Annotated in this window: 9 protein-coding genes; 3 read left to right on the top strand and 6 right to left on the bottom strand. The window is 50.7% G+C overall.

Annotation, left to right across the window (positions count from 1 at the left end; all coding sequences use genetic code 11):
- Positions 1-45: 45 nt before the first annotated feature.
- The 3 genes from KB449_RS32025 to KB449_RS32015 form a co-directional block, all read right to left on the bottom strand.
- Positions 46-321 (bottom strand): hypothetical protein, encoded by a 276-nt coding sequence (locus KB449_RS32025; RefSeq protein ID WP_282912217.1) that lies wholly within the window; start codon positions 319-321, stop codon positions 46-48.
- A complete protein-coding gene (locus KB449_RS36665; RefSeq protein WP_350356257.1) occupies positions 318-3,347 on the bottom strand; it encodes an InlB B-repeat-containing protein in 3,030 nt (1,009 codons plus the stop codon). Before KB449_RS36665 ends, KB449_RS32025 begins: the two co-directional genes overlap by 4 nt.
- A gap of 362 nt (positions 3,348-3,709) precedes the next feature.
- Positions 3,710-6,259 (bottom strand): winged helix-turn-helix domain-containing protein, encoded by a 2,550-nt coding sequence (locus KB449_RS32015; protein WP_282912215.1) that lies wholly within the window; start codon positions 6,257-6,259, stop codon positions 3,710-3,712.
- A 385-nt stretch (positions 6,260-6,644) separates the two neighbouring features.
- Between KB449_RS32015 and KB449_RS32010 the strand changes: the two genes are divergently transcribed.
- The 3 genes from KB449_RS32010 to KB449_RS32000 all read left to right on the top strand — a co-directional run bounded on the left by KB449_RS32010 (position 6,645) and on the right by KB449_RS32000 (position 13,178).
- The gene (locus tag KB449_RS32010) at positions 6,645-8,123 is read left to right on the top strand and encodes a DNRLRE domain-containing protein (protein ID WP_282912214.1); all 1,479 of its coding nucleotides are present in this window, start codon (positions 6,645-6,647) and stop codon (positions 8,121-8,123) included.
- A 71-nt stretch (positions 8,124-8,194) separates the two neighbouring features.
- Complete coding sequence (locus KB449_RS36660) at positions 8,195-12,895, top strand: RHS repeat domain-containing protein (RefSeq protein WP_282912213.1); 4,701 nt, start codon at positions 8,195-8,197, stop codon at positions 12,893-12,895.
- A 16-nt stretch (positions 12,896-12,911) separates the two neighbouring features.
- A complete protein-coding gene (locus tag KB449_RS32000; protein WP_282912212.1) occupies positions 12,912-13,178 on the top strand; it encodes a hypothetical protein in 267 nt (88 codons plus the stop codon).
- An 876-nt stretch (positions 13,179-14,054) separates the two neighbouring features.
- Here the strand turns inward: KB449_RS32000 and KB449_RS31995 are convergent.
- The 3 genes from KB449_RS31995 to KB449_RS31985 form a co-directional block, all read right to left on the bottom strand.
- Positions 14,055-14,675 carry a 7-cyano-7-deazaguanine synthase gene (locus tag KB449_RS31995; protein ID WP_282912211.1) on the bottom strand — a complete coding sequence of 207 codons (621 nt, stop codon included), beginning with the start codon at positions 14,673-14,675 and terminating at the stop codon, positions 14,055-14,057.
- A 303-nt stretch (positions 14,676-14,978) separates the two neighbouring features.
- Positions 14,979-15,575: a hypothetical protein gene (locus KB449_RS31990; protein WP_282912210.1), complete on the bottom strand. Its 597-nt coding sequence runs from the start codon at positions 15,573-15,575 to the stop codon at positions 14,979-14,981.
- 8 nt (positions 15,576-15,583) lie between these two features.
- The gene (locus KB449_RS31985; protein ID WP_282912209.1) at positions 15,584-20,260 is read right to left on the bottom strand and encodes an RHS repeat domain-containing protein; all 4,677 of its coding nucleotides are present in this window, start codon (positions 20,258-20,260) and stop codon (positions 15,584-15,586) included.
- Between the last annotated feature and the right edge of the window lie 13 nt (positions 20,261-20,273).

Here is a 20,273-nt window from a genome sequence, read left to right as displayed (position 1 = left end):
CGAAAATGAAAGGCACCCGAGTGGATGCCTTGATATGTCTTACCACTATCGCCGGATCATCTTGGCGTTCCTGATCCAGAGTTCTTCATTAGTCAAGGATATGGGCTCCGCAGACATCACCGGCGTCAAAACCAGCTTATAGTCAGCTTCCCATAACCAGGAAACTCTCTCACGACCACTGCCTTTGCTCGTATGGCTGAACCCGCTGCCCTCCAGCGCTTCCCTTGCATCGCGTGACCCTCTGAAAGCTAATTCAAACATTTGCGGCATAGAAAATCCTTCAGGGATCAGTGTCGAATTCTTTTTCACGAATTCTTTCACTTGCTCGCTTGCGCCAGCATGTTCAGCAGCACTGTCACGGCCTCTGCTCTCGTAGCAGGGTTCCCCGGCGCATACCGGTTCGCGCCCTTGCCTTCGATTATGCCCAACTGGCTCAGGGCCACGATCGCTCCTTTGGCCCATGCCGGAATATCCTTGTCATCCGCGAAGCCGGTTGCCGTCGCTTGGACGGACTGTCCCAGCGCGCTAGAGATCATGACCGCCATCTCGGCACGCGTAATCTTCGCATTCGGAAGGAAGGTGCCGTCCTCGTATCCATGAATGATGCTGGCCTGCACGGCTTGCGCGATAGCACGCTGCGCCCAGGCGCCGATCTGCTCCTGATCGGCGAATGCGAGCGCCGTTCCCTCTTGCTGCGGCTTCAACGCATTCACCAGCATGACCGCGAATTCCGCGCGCGTCACCGCGCCATTCGGCTTGAACGACCCGTCCGGATAGCCGCCGACGATATGCATGCCGACCGCTTGCTTGATATTCGTCTCCGCCCAGTGTCCCGAGATGTCGCTAAGGCTGATCGACGGCGTCGCGCCGTCCGTTGGGTCTGCTCCTTCGCCTACGCCGAAGACCGCAAACTTCGTGAAGTGATTCACCTTGACGGTAATGGTATTCCCGTTAACCATGCCTCCGACTTTGACCCAGGTCTTCTTTGCTTCGTCATAGAAGAATACGGCAGGGATTTGATTGCCTTTTAACACTTGCGGATCAAACGTGAAGATCAGCGTGATATCCTTCTCGAAGTTTTCCGTGAAGCTTTTCAGAATTTCATAGATCGGGGTGGCCAGCACGTCATGGCTTGTGAGCAGGTTCTGTGTGTCCGTCACTTGCTGGATCGTAATTTTCAGCTCTTTGCCGGAGGCATCGGCGGGGATCACGACCTTGACCCGGTTCCCCAGGCTAACCTCGCCTGACTTGCCGACGGGAAGCGTGAGCGTACCGTCCGCCGGGACGACGTTATTGCCGGAAGCCGTCGACCCTGTCGGTCCCGTTGATCCCGTGTCGCTGTCACTGGATGTACTCGCCGGCAGCCACTTCGCGTACAGCGTCACATCCACTGTCCCCATCGTGAACGAAGCGCCCGCGGCATAATTCGTGCCTCTGCCGTCCGCTTGCGTATTCCAGCCCGCGAACGTGTAGCCCGCCTTGGCCAAGCTGCCCGTGTTGCCCGGCACCGTCACCGTGTCGCCCTGCTTATACGAACCGCTGTCCGAAGGCGCGCTTCCGGATGTAGCTCCGTTGGCATCATAGCTCACGGCGTACGCCGGCACAGGGTTCTTCGTCCACTTGGCGTACAGCGTCACATCCGCCGTCCCCATCGTGAACGAAGCGCCTGCGGCATAGTCCGTCCCGCTGCCGTCCGCTTGCGTGTTCCAGCCCGCGAACGTGTAGCCTGTCTTGGCCAAGCCGCTGACGTTGCCGGACAACGACACCGCAGCGTTCTGCTCGTACAAACCGCTGTCCGCCGGCACGCTTCCGGACGTAGCTCCGTTGGCATCATAGCTCACAGTGTACGTAGGATTCTTCGTCCACTTGGCGTACAGCGTCACATCCGCCGTCCCCATCGTGAACGAAGCGCCCGCGGCGTAATCCGTACCGCTGCCGTCCGCTTGCGTGTTCCAGCCCGCGAACGTGTAGCCCGTCCTCGCCAAGTTACCTGTGTTGCCATACACCGATGCCGTGACACCCTGCTCATACGAGCTGCTATCTGCCGGTGTGACCCCGCTATCGCTGCCGTTACCATCGTAAGTCACAAACTTTTGTATCGCACGCAGATAAGGATATCCGTTATTGCCTGACGCGTTTATCCCCCATATGCTTGTAAAATCCCAGCCCGCATAGGTACTTTGCTTCCTCATATCTAAAGTCGATAAGCCAATGCCCTTACCTGTATCCGATTGGTTCGTTGTTTCCGAGTCATAGAAGCTATCGCTAACCGTAGCATAATTATTACCGACCAAACCGCCTGCTGCACTGCTTCCTGTTACACTTCCCGCGGCATAGCTCTTGTCAATCGGAGCATAATTATCACCGACCAAGCCGCCGACAGTATTGGTCCCTGTTATACTTCCCGTATGATAGCTGTTGCTGATTGGAGCGTTATTTTCGCCGACCAAGCCGCCGACACTATCGGTTCCTGTTATACTTCCCGTATGATAGCTTTGGTCAATCGGACCATAATTTTGGCCTACGAAGCCGCCGGTAGTATAGCTTCCTGTTATACTTCCTGCAACATAACTGTTGGTAATTGCTCCTCCACTTCCACCTGCCAAACCGCCTGTATTCATAACGCCTGTTATACTTCCCGTAACATAGATGTTGCTCATCGTTCCGCTATTCCAACCTGCCAAACCACCAACGTAGTTAGATCCTTTAATATTCACATCCACTAGTTTCAGATTGGTCACGCTGGCATTTTCGTTGTTAATAAAGCCAAATAGCCCTGTAAAACCGGCTGACCGATCCATAAAGAGGTTCGTGATCTTGTGTCCATTGCCATCCAGATTCCCCCTAAATGGCGTATTTTCTCCCCCAATGGGCTCCCAGCCTGCTCCTGACTGATAATCGCTCAGGTCCAGATCGGCCGTGAGCTTGAAATACAAGCCACTCTCCAAGAAGTAGTTTCTGAGCTTATCTAATTGCAGGGGAGTTGCAATCTGAAACGGATCATTCGCTGTTCCCGTTCCACTATACACGGACGCTGCAGGCTCTCCCCACTTCCACCAGTCATACAACCTTATGTTGGCATTCCCCATCGTGAAGGTAGTGCCTGCAGGATAGAGAGTCCCCGTTCCATCCCACATCGTATTCCAGCCCGCGAAGATAAAACCCGGTCTCTCCAGCCCCCCTTGGTCCAGAACCGTAACAGTTGCCCCCACTTCATATGAATTACTATCGGTTGGCGCACTCCCGGTTGCAGCGCCAGTGCTGTAATACTCCACATTACCTTTGGCGACGTAACACGCTTTCTTTACGCCATTGATGGGATCGCTGACATGGAGATAATCGATCATACATAACACACCTGAGGTAAACGTAGCAGAATTATAGGCTCCGTTCGCGCCAAAATAGACAACCTGCGTCCCGGGAAACTTGCAATAGTCAAGCTCATCGGCACACTTAAACATCTTGCTCGTGTCAATGGAACCCGTATCGGCCGAAGCCGGCGACGCAAACGAAAATGAGGACCACACCATCAACGCCAGTAATAAAAGGATAGCGCCCTTCTTCAGCAACTTGTCATTCACTCCACTTCTTTATTCTGGTGACTGCTTATTCTGGTGACTTCTTGTCGATTCTTGAAACTTCAACCTACTATAAAACGATATGGTACAAAAAAAAATCCCCCGTCCGGGGGATGCGCGGGAGAAGGATTTCAGCCCAATATGCTTAATTCTCTGGCACGCTGAACTGCTCGTACGCGATTGTTTACCTCAAGCTTTCTGTACACGCTTTTGATATGCGTCTTGACGGTCTCCCCCGTAATATTCAGGCGAAGCGCGATCTCCTTATTCGGCAGACCGTCCGCGATCAGCTGCAGGACCTTCGTTTCCTGCTCGGTCAGCACGCTTCTCATCGGTTCCGGCGCGGACTGCATCACTTGGAGCAGCCGCTTGGCATACGCCCAGACATCTCCTGCCGTATCTCGAACGAATACCGCCGGCCTTGTCTTCCCATAAGCGGACAGCAGCAGCTCCATCTCCTCGCCCTCGTCGACGAAGCTCCGGATATAGCCTTCGGGCTCGGCCAGCCGCAGTACGGTCTCCAGCTTGGCCAGCGCCTCCGCCGCCCGGCTCATGCGCTGCAAGGTCACGCTTTGCATGATGAGCACCTTGATTCGGTCCCGGAGACGATCCTCCCTGCGCAGCAGCGCATCGAGCCGGTCCAACAGGTCCAGCGCTTCCTCCCATTGTCCGCCGGCCGAGAGCACCTTGGCATAGGCCATATAAACTTGAACCTGCAGCAGCGCGACCTCGTCCGTATGGGACAAACCGCAGCCTTGCAGCCATGCAAGCGCCTCCTCGACAGCGCCTTGACGCAGCGCCAGACAAGCTTGCTCGGCTTCGATCTTCAATATGAATAATCGATATTCGGGAGCGTCAAGCTGCGACTTCAAGTCCTCCAGCAGTTCGGACGCCCGGTCCGGGAGGCCCAGGGCCTGTTGAATCCACGAAGCGCTGGTGGCGACCTGGATGAAGATCCGTACGTAGGGCCTGACATCTCTCCGTCCAAGCGCCAGATTGGCATACCGCTCCGCCTCCTCCAGCCGATCCCACTCGTACAGCAATCGGCTGTAAGCCGCGAGGAAGGTGCCCGCAAGCGGATACTGCGTCTTGTTTCCCAACGCGTCGACCCACCGGGATAAGAACACCTCGGCTGCATGCAGATCATTGATATGCGCCAAAAAATCCGTAAAGGGGTCATAGCCGACATATTGGTAGCGCCACATCGTTTGGAAGACGCTCCCCTCCGGCATATAACGCTCACATCGCTCATAGTATTCGGAGGTTTTGACCAAGTCCTTTATCAGAAAAGCGTCGACCGCGCTGAAAAAGTAAATATTGCCCATCGCCTGCTTCCATTCCGGCTCATTCAGCTTATCCTTCAGCGCTTGGAACCGAGCCCTGGCCTGTCCGATCCGAAGCGAAGCCGCTTCATGATCCCCTATGCCCGATAGCACCGTGATATAGAACAATTCGACCAGGGGCTTCTCGGCAAAAAAGGACTCCGGGATCGCCCTCATCCATCTGATAAACGCAATACTCTCGGACTGCACCAGCGCATCCAGATTCTTCTCGATTAATCGAACGGCATCCGCATAGTGATGTCCTGCCAGGTAGTGCTCCATAGCATCCTCATCCAGTCCATTGCGCTCCAACCAGCAAGCTGCATTCCCATGCGCTTGCACCCAATCGTTCGTATCCGTCCTCGCCCCCATGCGCTGCAGAAAGTCCGAGAACAAATGATGATACCGATACCAGCTTCTCTGGTCGTCGAGGGGGATGATGAACAAGTTCAACTGCTCTAATCTCTCCAGATAGCGTTGGCTATCCGGCCGCCCGGCTACAGCTTGACAAAGGGAATCATTCATTCGGCTTAGAATAGACGTTGCCAGGAGAAAGGATCGCATATCTTCCGTTAGATGACGGAAGACTTCTTCCAGCAAATAATCCGATATATGATGCTGTCGCCCGTTGAATTGACGGATGGATTCAGCGATATTATCGCTGTTCCTCAGAGAGATCGCCGCCAGCTCCAGCCCGCTGATCCAGCCCTCGGTCTGGTGAAGCAGCTCCGCCACTTGCTCTGAAGTTAACCCTAAATCGGTCATGTTCCGGAAGAAGACATGCCCTTCGTCCAGCAGGAAGCGCATGTCCTTCATCGTGATGAGATTGAACTCGCCCTTGGCCCTAAGTCTGGCGGTCGGTATCGCCAACTCGTTGCGGCTCGCGATATAGAGATGAACGTGGGAGGGCAGATGTTCAAGCAGATAAGCCAAAGAATCATGAATAAAAGCGCTCTCGATGAAGTGATAGTCATCAAGAACGACCGCCAGCTCGTTCGTTATCCGATCCAGATCGTTCAGCAGCGAAGGCACCGCATACGCCCGGGACGCCCCAAGCCCCTTTTCAAGGAACGAGCAGATCTCCTCTCCAAAGCCTGGGACTACCTCCTGAATAGAAGCCGTAACGCCGTTCCAAAATTGAATATAATCGTTATCCCTCGCATCCAGTGAAAGCCAGGCGACAAGCGCGTCGCCTTGTTTCGCCCATTGGCCTAACGCGGTTGTTTTGCCATAGCCGGCTTGCGCGGAGATATGCGTCAGTTTGACTTGCATTCCCTCATTGAGCTTACGAGTCAGCCTCGGTCTAGCCACCACCTCGTGACGCATATGGGGGATATAGAGCTTCGTGCGCACGATCATGGGGAGTCCTCCACATTTAACGTTACTATAGGCTACAATTCGACAAAATGCTCGCTTCTCCTGTAGCGTACTGCGGATTTTAAACGCCAGCTTGCAAATGACACTAACGGTTCTAACATCAAAAGAAGAGCGCATCGTAAGCGTTCTTTTTCGTTTTGAAATTAACTATATTTAGTGCTCTCAAATAGAAAATAAACACTTTTTAAATCACAAGTGTTTTAACTGGTGAATTATGGGTTAAGAGGGATAGGCGATATTTCCCATCCTACATACTGCGTTCGAACTACAATCGCCATACTCATTGGTAGAAAGGAGTAGAGAGGTAAACGTTCACTGCGTCAAACGGCCTAATTCTACATTCATAGAATCGGAGGAATCGCTGGAAATGTCAAAGCACTATCGCACAGGGTCTCTCATTCTGCTCACGGCGCTGGGACTATCCCTGCTGCCGGTGTCGTCGTTCGCTGCCATCAAGACCGGTGGGGTCCATCCGGCTAAACCTGCGACCATCGTCAAAGAAGTGACTGACAGCCGGACGACGACAAGCCAGACCTATCTCTACTCGGACGGCAGCTACGAAGCTGTACTTTTTGCCAAACCAGTCCAATACCGCGATGCTAGCGGCAAATGGCAGGAAATCAAACCGTCGCTGCTCACCGCGGGCGACGCAGGCTATCATAGCGCCGGTACGCCCTATCAAGCTGAGCTTCCCGCCGATTACGCCCAAGGCTATCAAATCGGATTCGGCGAATCTTCTCTTGCTCTATTGCCGGTAGACGCTAACGCTGCTACGGGCTCAATCGCCTCGAATCGTCGCGTCGTCTACGCTTCTCCGTGGACAAATACCGAAGCTACTCTAGCTTTAACCGATAACGCCGTCCAAGAAACGCTGACGCTGCAATCCGCAGACGCCCCCGCTTCGTTTGCCTTCGAAGTGACAGGCGGCCTATCGGCGGACCTGACCGCAGGCGATCTCCGCCTGCCCGAAGCCTGGCTGCGGGATGCCGTAGGCCAGACCCGCCCGGTCGCTCAATCGCTTCGCCAAGCGAATGGCCATGACTATCTCGATCTGAAGCCGGACTTGGCCGGATTGACGTATCCCGTCGCGATCCAGCATGCGGTGCAGATCCATGACGATGCTGAAGAGGCTGCCGGCCAGGAGTTGTCGGTAGCAGGGGCCGTATATGCAGACAGGGATGCCGACGGCGCTCCCCTGCTTAAGGTAGGCCGCGCGCAGGAAAATAACATTTACGCGCACCTTCAGTTCAATTTGGCGGCCTTGCCCGCAAATATAACCGTGCAAGATGCGTACTTATCCGTCCTTGTGACCCCTGCCGCTCAAGCAGCGCAAGCGCAAGTGTCCGTGCTTCGCCATGACTCGGCTTGGAGCGCCGCAGATCCGACCGGTGCCGACGCACCGGAAGCACTGGCTGCCCTCGACGGAGATGGCGCGCCTTACGGCAATGCTGCGGTCACCGGGGTCAAATCGCTCAAACTGCCGATTAAGGCGCTCGCTTCCGAATGGGTAAGCGGAACTCAACCGAATTACGGCCTTGCGCTCGCTTCCGACAGCAACGACCTGTTGACGCTGGCCTCCTCGCAAGCCGCCGATTTGTCGGCACGACCGCAGCTGCACATCCGTTACGACACGCCCGAAAGTTTGTTGAAGAAAAATTCCCTTTTTAACCTTAACACGCTGCAATTGTTCCAATACGTCTATGACGCCCAAAACCGTCTGCAGGACATCGTGCTCCCGAACGGCGATCGCATCCACTTCACGTACGATGCCCACGGCAATCTGACAAAACGGGAACTGATCGTGAATTCGTCGGCATTGACGGAGGAGACCGAGCCGGCCGAGTAACGCCTCCCTGAATCTCTCGACCTGCTTATTGAGACATCTATCATGACCGAAAAAGTGAGGAGAACATACGCGTGAAGAAGAAAAACCGCCTGTCCCTTATTCTTAATCTGCTACTGGCAGCCAGCTTGGCTGTCGTACCGATCCCCCCGCGCGCGTATGCCAGCGACAGCGTCGACAACTCCGCCATCCTTAACGGCATCGAAACGCCGAAGGCCCTCTACGAGATGGCCGCCAATTCGCCATCGTCCGGCGTCGCCGAGGGAGAGCAAATCTCCGACGTATCCGGCGCGCTCAAGTACGGCGTCACCGACTTTACGCTGCCCGGCCGCAACGGACTCGACGTCACCGTCAGCCGGATTTATCAGAGCAACGCGGCCCTGGTCTGGACGCCGAAGGCCGTCGCTGAGAGCTCCTCTGCAGGCTTCGACTATGACAATCAGAGAGAGGCAACGTCCTACGAAGAGCGCACTTGGAATCTGGGTGTGGGCTGGTCCTTTGCGTTTCCGTCCTTGGAGATTCGCGGCACGAAGCTGCTCGCGCATCTGTCCGACGGCACCGTCTACGAAGTAGCGGCAGGCGGCAACGGCTTTGTCGATCACCCGCTTCAGGACCTGACGTTCGCACCGTCGACCGAGACGCTGACGACGAACAATGCCGCAGGCACGTCGGTGTCCGCTACGGCCGCCTACAAAATGACGGATACGCTCGGTACGAGCGTGTACTTCAACAGCGCAGGCAACTGGATCGGCACCAAGGATGCCTACGGCAACGTCATTCTCGTGCAGTATGCCAACCAGCCGATCCTCGAAGGCGCGGCATCTCCCCTCATCAGCAAGATTATCGATACGCTAAATCGGGAGATTACGTTCGCATATACTTCGAACTCGGTCACCGTTAACTACGCATCCGGCAAGCAATTCGTATACCGCAAGACGCTGATCAGCAACGAGGGCAAGAAGCGCAATCTCACTTCCGCCGAGAACGAGCTCGGCGAGACGACGAGCTACGCTTACGATAAAGGCAACGCCGAGTTCGATTATGACACAACCTCGGGCCCTTCGGCAGAGGACACACTATATGCCAATCTAACACAGATTACGTATCCTACCGGATCGAGCAGCCGGTACACGTACACACCGGCCACCAAGCACCTGGGCAGCAACGGCAGCATCGGTTACTACCGTGTCGCTTCCCGCTATGATCAGATCAAGTACGACAAGATGAACCTGACGACCTTTGATTACACGAACAATGCCGACTTCACGGATCCTGCGCAAACCGCCTATTCAACCAAGCGCACGATGATCACGAATCCAAACGCAGCCTCCAATGTCACACCCATCGAGAAAATATCGCTGACGACCTCGCTCAACGGACAGCATCTCGTCACGAATACGACGCTCGAGAAGACCGGCGAATACAAGAGCGAGACAGGCTACGCCTATGATACGACGAAGGAACTGCCGACGACGGTCACGCAGACGAGCCACGACTACACGCAGACGCCTGCTGCATCCGGTACGGAGACGACTTCGTACACCTACGATAATTATGGCAATGTACTCACCGCGACCAATGCGGTCGGCCATGTCAGTACCTACACGTACGACACGCAATATCGAGGACTCGCCAAACGCGAACAGACGACGGTCTCCGGCATTCTGACCGATGACATCGTCCATACGATCGACAGCGCCAAGCCCCAGATTAACGCAACGACGCAAAACTACAAGGACGATACCGGCCAGCCGGCTAGCCTTCAGTGGAACTACTTGTACGACAGCTACGGCAATGTCACCCGCGTGACGCAGACGCTCGAGGCCGGCAAAAGCCAGCGCACGGATATCGGCTACGATGCAGCGTACAAGAACGCATACCCGACCAGCATCAAGCAGTACGTAACGAGCAGCACCGGCACGAAGACGCTGGAGGAACGCTACGTTTACGACCTCCCGACCGGACGTGTGACCAAGCATTATGACGGCAACGCCGTTGCCGCCGGTGCGCCTGCGGGCAGCGAAGAATCCTATGCCTACGACCCTGTCGGCCGTCTGACGCAGATTACGAACAAGAAGGTTACGGGAGAAACGGCGGCGGGAACGCGTACGTACGATTTCTCCTACAACACGAACCAGCAGCAAGCGACGCTCGTCTCGACCGACGAGGAAGGCAAGAAGACGACTGAGATTTATGACGGCCTGGGCCGCTTGTACAAGGTTCAGATGGAGAAAATCAATAACAACAACTCGCGCGTGTTCTACGACTTGCTGACCAACTTTTACAATGAGCTTGGCGAATTGGCCTATAATGTTGATGGTGCCGGGCACCGGACCGACTATAGCTACGATGCTGCCGGACGCCAAGTATCTACGACGTCGGGCGAGGGGCGCATCCTGGGCCAAGCCTTCAACGACCTGCTGCATCAATCGACGACGACCAGCGATTACGGTGCTGCCGTGACACAGACGACGGATGCAATCGGTCGTACAACCGGCACGCAAATTCAAGGCGACATCGGCACAAGCCCGCTGACGACGAGCACTTCGTATGAAATCGGCGGCGACCCATTCAAGTCGCAGACAACCGATGCGATGGGCGGCATCAGCAGCTTCAAGGCAAACGGACGCCATCTGCTTGGCGGCGTGACGCAGGCTGCCGATCCAACGGCACCGACAACGACCTCCTACAAGTACAATCAGCTGGGCAGCTTGACCGAGAAAGTGTTTCCGGACTTGTCGTCCATTGTCTATAACTACGATGAGCTGGGACGTCGTTTGTCCAAGAAAGACTCCGTTCAAGGCACCGAGTTGTACACCTATGATGACAACAGCAACCTGACCGGCGGTACGACGCGCAAGGGAACGACTGTCACCAACACGTATGACGAGCTCAATCGTCTGAAGAGCTGGGCGAGCGGTGCAGAGAACGGCAGCTACACGTATTACAAAAACGGCCTTCGCAAGTCAATGACCGACGAGACAGGAACAACGCAGTACTTTTACCGGCTGGACAATCAGCTGGAGAAGGTCATCTATCCGGACGGCAAGTTTATTCAGTACAGTTATTACGACAACGGCCAAGTAAGCTCCATCACCGATCCTTTCGGCAAAGTCATCAACTACGAGTTCAATCAAGACGATCAGATTAAAAAAGTAACCGTTGACGGTGCCACGCAGGGTGAGTACGTCTATCGCGACAATCTGACGACAACCGATCCTAGCTACAAGAAGTCTTCGCAGCTGTACCAGTTGAAGCTGGCGGGCGGCAGCCTGCTCGAGACGTATACGCATGACGGTTACGGCCGTCTGACGAAGCTTGCGCAATCCGGCACAGGGTTCAGCCAGGATTACGACTACACCTATGACAACAACGGCAACATTCTCACCCGCGACGACGGCACGACGACCGGGACTTTTACGTACGACGGCCTGAATCAGATTCTGACCAACTCCGAAGGCAGCGAGACCTACACTTACGACGCCAAGGGCAACCGTCTGACGCTGGAGTCCAGCATTCAGAACCCGACCACCGACACCATCGACTACACCTACGACGATGCCGAGCAGCTCAGCACAGTTACGCGCAACGGCGACACCGTCAGCTACAAGTACAACGGCGACGGCCTGATGACCGAGCGCACCCAGTCTGTGGGCGGCGTGAGCACGACGACCCGCTACTACTATGACGGTGCGAACATTATCGCCGAAGGTACGGTCTCCGGCAGCACCGTTACATTTAAGGCTCGCTACGTGCGCGGCGCTCAGCTGCTGTACCGTGAGAATGCTGCGGGTAATAAAGCTTACTACCTGCACAACGGTCATGGCGACGTCACAGCTCTTCGCCAAGCGAACGGCACCTTGCTGAATGAATACAGCTATGACATCTGGGGCAATCCGCTTGTCTCGAGTGAGACCATCGACAACCCGTTCGGCTACGCCGGCGAGTATTGGGATGAGCTGACGACGCTGCAATACCTGCGTGCGCGTTGGTATGATCCGGGTCTGGGGCGGTTTATTTCAGAGGATACGTACGAGGGTCGGGTAAATAGCCCGCAGAGCTTGAATGCGTATGTGTATGTGCAGAACAATCCGCTGGTGAATGTGGACCCGACGGGGTATTGGTGCTCCGCTACAGTTAATGGTAAGTATTATTCACATCCTGGCCAATGTAGTGACGATTCGAATCGGTATATAAATGATAATAATGCTTTTAACTATGGAAGGTATATTTATAATGCCGGGGAATATAAGGGAAAGTGGTATCCTCCTCATGCTGTGCATTTGGATTGGGATCAATCGGGCATATCGGACGCGTTCATTGGCTGTGCTTATGATCCGATCTGCGGTGGATTTGTAACCGAGGGGATTTCAAAGATTCCTTCCGCATATAGTGCGACTAAAACCGCCGTGTCTAAAGCATGGAATGCTTCAAAGAAGTTTTTTGGTGCTAAGGGTGCGGGAAATACTCTGAAGAATCTAAATGGACTAGATGATATTTTGAACGACCCTAGTAAGTTGAAAGGAATAAAGCCTAAACAGCTTTATAAGTACCTAAAAGATAATGGGTATAATCCTACACCACTAAATAAGAGTCGAAACTATACAGGAGTGCCTTTTGAAGAAGGTGGAGGATTTAAAGTTAATTGGGGTGGTGATAGAATATTGCAATATCATCCAGGGAGTAGTTATCATGGGGACGTTCCATATTATAAAATCTCTTCAGGAAGCAACGGAACACAGAGATTTGACATGAAAGGAAATCTTATAAAATAAATCTTAGAGGTGCGTTATGGACTCAATCAAAGATAAAATTATAGCGCTACTTTCGGATTTAAATTATAAAAAAAGAAAAATTAATAATTTCGAAGTATATGAATCTGAGGGAAAATATCTCAAATTAACTTTTCTTAACTCATTAGAGTCCTTCGTTATTGAATATGCTGATAGTTATGACGGAGCAACTAAGAATCTATTTGAAGACGGTGATTTATATCCTATCTCAATGGATGAGGACTTATTAATATGCAAGATGCGTGATGAGATAATAAACTCATAAATACCACTGGTGTCTAACGAGCTCGGCGAGCTGGATTATGATCTGGAGGGCACCGGGCCGATTACAACTACGACGCTGCCGGACGCCAAGTGGAAGCGCGTCGGCAACGTCGAGCTAACCTTCAACGAGGAGACCGAGAAGCATTTTTTAAGCTTAGCCCCATCTGCTGATACTATGGCAGAAGGGGCTTTTCCTTTGTCCGGAAAAGCCCCTTCCTACTAAGCATCGTCTTGAATTTCGCTATAAGGTGGTCCATCAGCATGGGATAAGACGTTATTGATTGAAGCTACCTGAAGGACCGTATTACAAAAAGTCGATTCTTCTTATAGCTTTTCTTACAATAGTGCTGGGCAATCGAAAACTCAGGCGATCTTAGCACCGCTAATAGGCTTGGTAAATCGTCTTCGTCTATTGCCGTCTAAGATACTTTGTAAGCCCAATATCGCTTCACTTTCAATTCTAATTGTCCAAGTCTATTTTCAACTAACGCCAAGAAAAAATCGCCAGCGGATACATCTCCATCTGCGACTTGAACAAGAATCGCCTTGCCTTCAAGCCGTTAGGGACTTGTTAGTCAAGTTTAATACCATTTTCGGGAATATAAGCCATGAAAGGCGTAAGCAACTTGTGCATGCCCTGATAAAGGAGATTACGGTGACTAAGGAGAGGAAGATAGATCAAATAACTCTTTCCCTTAGTAACCAACAAATTCCACCGATGAATGAAAATCAGCACCATGAACAAATCATTCACAATTAATAAACTTAAGCCTGCCTACTAGATTCGCAGGCAGGCTATCTCAATTCTTGGCGAGCATTCTTCATTTGTATGTTCCTCCGCATATTACTCAATAATAATGGCAAAAGTATAATTAGTTTATAAGCTATTTAAAACAGCTAGTCTATCAACACAATTAGGACAGACACCACAATGAACCTTGCTGTTTGCTTGACAGGAAAAGGTCGTTGCAATTGGAACTCCTAATTTAATTCCTAACTCCGCCACTTCTGTCTTTGAATAGTCGCGGAACGGCATGTTTATTTTAATTGTTCCATAATCCTTAAGCATTGTCCCTAACCTGTCAAAGAAATCTTTAGAACAATCAATTTCTTTTGCATGATTAGAATTAATAAATGCTGAATATACGTCAGAAATATTCTCAGATTGTGCAACTGAAGCAGCGACCGATAAAAAAAGCAGATTCCTATAGGGTAAGTATAGATCATCCGCAGTAAAATCATCTTCCCATAGATTAGGTTCTTTAATCATGCGTGAATTAGAGGATTGGTATACATCTCCGATTCTTATAACTCGAATTGAATCTTTATAATCTTGAGGAATAACTTTCAGCAAAGTCTTATATTCTTCTTGCTTAAAATGCTGGCCGTAGTCAATAAACAAAGGAAGTACGCGCTTCCCTTGCTGTTTCAGCCAATACGCCATAACAGTAGAATCAAGACCACCTGACGCCATAAATAGAGAATCATATTTAGCCATTTTCTACTTCTCTCCCTGTTTTGCTAGAAGTGTATTCATAAACTGCATCAATAACTTCTCCCAGGGTATAGCAAATTCTGCTGACAGTTTTTCTTAAAAATAGATTCCTCGCTGACCTTGTCGGATCAAAAAGAACAACCTATGGTAGGGTGCCATAACGCCTTAAAGGGTCTCTAGGAACAAAAAAGGGCGGCCATAGGGCCGCCAATTAAAGAATAGGCAGTTACTGAATTAATGTTGGAGATGACAACTTAAGTTTCAAGAAACTTCTGCTTGCTATCTGTAAAATTTGTAAAAATATTTTCATCGTAGCTCTCTGACTTGGCCAACCTTAGTTTCCTTCGAGAGGCTATCGACGTATGCAAAATACCTCTTCGTATCACTGGTAATAACAATATTCCATGAATCATTATAGGAAATGCTATTGTTATTTGTAGTCACATCAATCGAATCAATTGTTGAAATATCAAATTCCTTAAAAATGCTGTCTTTGGCTAGCATGATGGCCTCTTGACTATCCACCTTCCAATCATTTATGGATATTGCCCCTGGATCAATTTTACTACCTTTACCTAGATAAGATAGTTTAACGACTTTCATATTTATAGTATCTATTGATACTTCAACTACTTTTGGAGAACCATTCATGCTGTCGGCAAATTCCGCATAGATCATCCCTCTCATTTCGCTATTAAGCTTCATATGAATATGACCGAGATGAAACTTATTGCTATTCCAGTACTTTTCAACATAAGGAGAGGAAATTTGGGCTAACGCCTTAGCTGAGTATGGATCTGTATTGGATGGTAAGTACTGATTATAGACAGTGTCGCTCTTCTGACAAGAGACCATAAACAAAAAAACCGTCAGAAAGTACATAACAAAAAGTATTTTTTTCATACGCCCCCCTAATCCAAAAGTTCTCTTATACCATTTAAGTACTCATAGACTTTGTCAGAGTAAGCCTTTTGCTTATCAGAACTCGTAGCATTATAACGACCAACCACAGCTTTCCATTGCTCAAGGGTCAAACTGCTTGTGTTTAAATTTTGATCTTTATAAACTTCCCGTGCATAAAAGACGAGGACAACCGCAATTGTTTCAATGGCGAATTTATCGTTTGAACTTAAAAGTTTCATCATTTCTAATGAATCTGTCGGAATAGTTCTGTTAGGATCCACAGCTTGCCACGCTGCCATGGCAATAGTCGGAAATGCCGCACCGATTCCAGTGGAATGATTAACGCCTCTTAATTGTTTATCGGCAATAGCAACCGTGTCAGGTATAGATTGGGTCATGACCTCCTTTAGAATAATTCCGCCGATTAACTCACTCGGCACTCCGTAACGTTCTCCAGTTTTATTGATAAAGCTCTTATTACCAGCAATAGCTGAAAAAGATCGATATAGTCTTCTATCTCTTTCGGGTCCAGCAACAGCATACCTTACTGGATATTGTTTACTCAATATTGCCGTCAACTTAGCTTTAGCAAATAAGTTTTGAATCCATTCAGGCGTATTCCCACTGGAATCGGTATACACAAGCGGATTGTTATACACGTACGTATAAAGATTTAAGCTCAGCGGATTATCAATCTGCCCCTCATACGTATCCTCATTGATAAACCTTCCCAAGCTCGGATCGTACCAACGTGCCCGCAGATACTGTAGCTTTGTTGTATTGTCCGTCATCTCGCCGGAGTATTTGAAAGGTTGAGCCACAGTCTCGTCCTGTGATGTAATATTTCCAAACAGGTCGTAAGCATAACTGTTTAGGCGCGTATTGCCGGTGCTGTCCCTCAGCTCGACAACATCGCCGTGCCCATTTTGCAGATAGTAAGCCTTCGCCTGCTCATCTTGTCGTGCGATAAGCCCCTGGCCACGAATGTAGCGTGCTTTAAACGTAGCCACTCCACCGCTAACCGTAGCTTCCGCAGCTACCTGGTCACCGTCCCAATAGTAACGTGTTGTCTGCCCGTTTTCGGTTCGTTCCCAAAGCAGCCCGTCGCCATTATACTTGTACGTCACTGTTCCTGTTGGCGTCGTAACAGAGGTCAGGCGATTCCATTTGTCATAGACATTAGTGGTTCCCGGACTGTCAAACAAATTGCTGGAGGTCATGCCCGTACGGTTGCCTCTGCTGTCATAGGTAAAGGTTTCACCGTATTGACTCGAATCTTGAATTCGGTTCAGCGGATCGTAGCCAAACGTGCTTCCCGTACCATTTTCCGTTTTAGTCTTTTGATTCCCGTTGTTATCATAGGTATATCCGAATTGATTGACGATCGTACCATCGGCCTTTTTCTCAATTAATGAGCCGATCTGCATACCATCATACGCGAAGGTAGAAACGAGACCGTTTTTCTGAAACTTCTGCTTCGTCAGATCATTTTGAAAATAGTTGTATTTCTCTTCCGTATCATTCGTAAAGTCGAGAGATGACGCGACCGCGGACAGACGGTTTTTAGCATCATACTTGTAATAAGTGTTATATCCAAATGGGTCCGTCATGGCAATCCGATTGCCGATGGCATCGTAGTCGTATTGAATCTTACGCCCGTCCGGGAATGTAACACTGGTTAAGGAACTATCCGCCGAATAACTATAGCTTGTCGGATTAGTCTGCCCCGTCGAATCCGACATCGTCGTACGCTTCCCGGCTTTGTCGTAGCTGAATTCGATTACTTCCTCCCCAACAATGGGCGTTCCTGCGCTATCCGTTATCTCACGCTTGGTCAGGAAGTTCCGGTCGTTGTAAGTGTTCTTGGTCCATACCGATTTACGATCGAATGTTCGGGTCAAGTTGCTGTTCTTGTCGTAATAAAACTTCTCGATCTTACTATTGGCATCCGTCGACTTAATCAAGCGGCCGATCTCATCGTATGTCTTGGCCAAGGTCTTGGTATCCGGATACGTAATCAGCTTCAGATTGCCGAGCGCATCGTACTGATACGAAGTGGTCTCACTCTTGGCGTTCGTCACGCTCGTAAGATGTCCAACTATGTCATACGCGTAAGAAGTCGTATTCGTCGTTGTCAGGTTATCAGATCCAGACGTGAGGTTACCGACATAATCGTAAGCAAAGGTGGCCAGTGATACGAGTGGCGCCCCTGTTGTCTTTGCCTCCTTCTTGGTCAGTAAACGTCCCAATTTATCATAGGTTTCCTCAATAGAGTAACCTTCTGCATCTGTACTCTTGGCCTTGTTACTCAGATCGTCATAGATCATGGTCGTAATCGCCGATGAGACAGGCGTGATGTTACCCTGCGCGTCATAAGCGATCGTCGGAGGAGAGGTCACTTTATTCTGCCGACTCCACTGGTCGTAACCGTAAAAGGTATCATTCCCCAACGCATCTTCGGAGGATAAGAGTCGACCGTTCGCATCATAATCGTATCTGGCTTTCGGCTTATAATTGCCATTAACGATAAAGCCCTCTTCGATCTTTCTGCCGACTGGATCCCAACGTGTATAAACTTTGACGCCTGCCTCATCCGTTTGCTGAATCTCGTTACTGTAATCGTAGTACTGAATCTTAATGTTGCCGTTGTCCGGCTTAACGGCAGCAAACGCCCGTCCTAGCGCGTCGTACTGATACGTTGTCACTTTGCTGTTGCCGTCCGTATAGCTAGATAATGTACCGTCAGCCGCGTTATACGTATAGCCGGCAGTAATCGTCGTTTCGACGTTATCTGCGTCTTTGACAGTCACGCTGGTACTGGTCGGATAAGCACCCAGATAAGGAGCGGCCGTGTCGTACCCGATATTCACGATCGAATACTGCCCTGCTTCGCGAAGTACCTTGAGCTGCGTCACATTGCCATAGGTATCAAACGTGTTGTTGAGCGTCTCTTGCAACACGGGCCCAGTCGCATTTCCGTTCCGGACACGCGTTGCAGTAATTGAGCCATATGTGGCGTTTCGCACATATTCGGTGTACTGCGTTTGCGTCGCGCTGATCGGTTGAGATACGCCGACCAGCAAGTGGGAAGTCGTGTCATAGGTGTACGTTGTCTGTATGCCGTTAGGGTCCGTGGCACTCAGGACGTTGCCGTAATCGTCATAAACATTGCTCGTCTCGACGATGAAACTTCCCGCCGAACCCGATTCACTTTTGGTCGTCTTGGTCTGAATGGGGACTGGCCAGTTGCGGTATCGTTCGTACGTGTAGTCAGTGGCATTTGTATATGTTTTCCCGCCATAGTTCGATACCGACATAATCTTTGTATTGTAAAAGACCGGCGGCTTGTTCTCGTCAATGTAGTCCTTCTCATTGGTAAAGGTCGTTTCAGCGAGACCGTCGTTCAAAGCTACCGTAAAGGTCAGGTCTGCATTGTAAGCCGATCCAACATCTCCACTCGGATACGAGACGTTGGTGACATTGACTGTTTTTACGCTGTTATCCCACTGGATAAATTGGTCCTTACGGGATTTGATGCGATAAACCTCGTTAGTAGCATTATAATCTCCGATTTTGCGCACAATCGGTGGCATGTACTCGAAGATCGTCTTTGCTCCCGTGGGATAGCTAATCCCTGTGAGGAGGGCATACGGATTGCTCGCAGGGTAAGCCTGGTCATACAAGGTGAACATGGCATTCTTCAGATCATAATCGTACGTGGTAGCGCGTCCAGCGACATCAACGACTTGGGTCAGGAGCTCCTTTCCGTTTTGAGTCGTCTTATAATAGACCACTTGCCGTGTTCCCTTGGTTAAAGTCACTTGCGTTGCGGAATAGGTAATCGAGATGCTATTGCCGATCGCATCCGTAATGCTTGTGAGCACCGTCCCATATGTCGCATCGGAACTATAAGCAAACTGCACCTTATTGTTGTAAGCGTCCGAGATCTGAATCAGACGTCCGTCTGCATTAAAGTATTGATTGACTTTTTGAATCGACCGGAGGACATAGGCAGACGTTGAGCCTGATACCGTCACGGTTGTATCCGTGGCGAAGGTCAAGTCTTTCCATGGATAACCCAGCAATGAAAAGTCAGAACCGAGCTTAAAGACACCTGAACCGGCCAGATGCAGGTATTTGGTCGATTCGACCGTTTCGATAAACGAAATATCCCAGGTCCAGCCCTTGCCGATCGGAAATCTCTTTTCTTCGGCTGGCGGCAAAGTCACATTGTAGCCGTACGACATCGACATTTGATTAAGCTGAGACGCATCGCTATCATATTTTCGCACAAGCGTGAACCCCAACCCGTTCCGTCCGGGTAGGGAGAGATCGGCTACGCTCTGTGACAGGCTGCCTGAGAGCGTAGAGATGCTCTCCTGTCCCAGGTTAATCGCAAAGGGAGCTTCGTCCGGCTTGGTTTTAACGAAGCTGTAATCAGGAACGACCGTGCTCGCTGCAGCGCTAATCGCATAGCTTTTGTTTCCCAGCTCGCTTGTTATTTTACTTTTCGCCGAAGCTGACTTATTAATCGAATAAGGAGCCGGTTCGATCGGTGTCTCGGAGACGTCGATTGATCCCGTGGACGAAGGCGTAGCTGCGAATCCAGCAGCTTCCGGATAAATTCCTGCAATTAGAGTTAACGCTATGAATATGGCAGTGATCCTGCCCCACCAGCTTTTCAACGCAAAATCCTCC

Source organism: Cohnella hashimotonis (assembly GCF_030014955.1).
Lineage (GTDB): Bacteria > Bacillota > Bacilli > Paenibacillales > Paenibacillaceae > Cohnella > Cohnella hashimotonis.
This window is presented reverse-complemented; position numbering and strand designations above follow the sequence as displayed.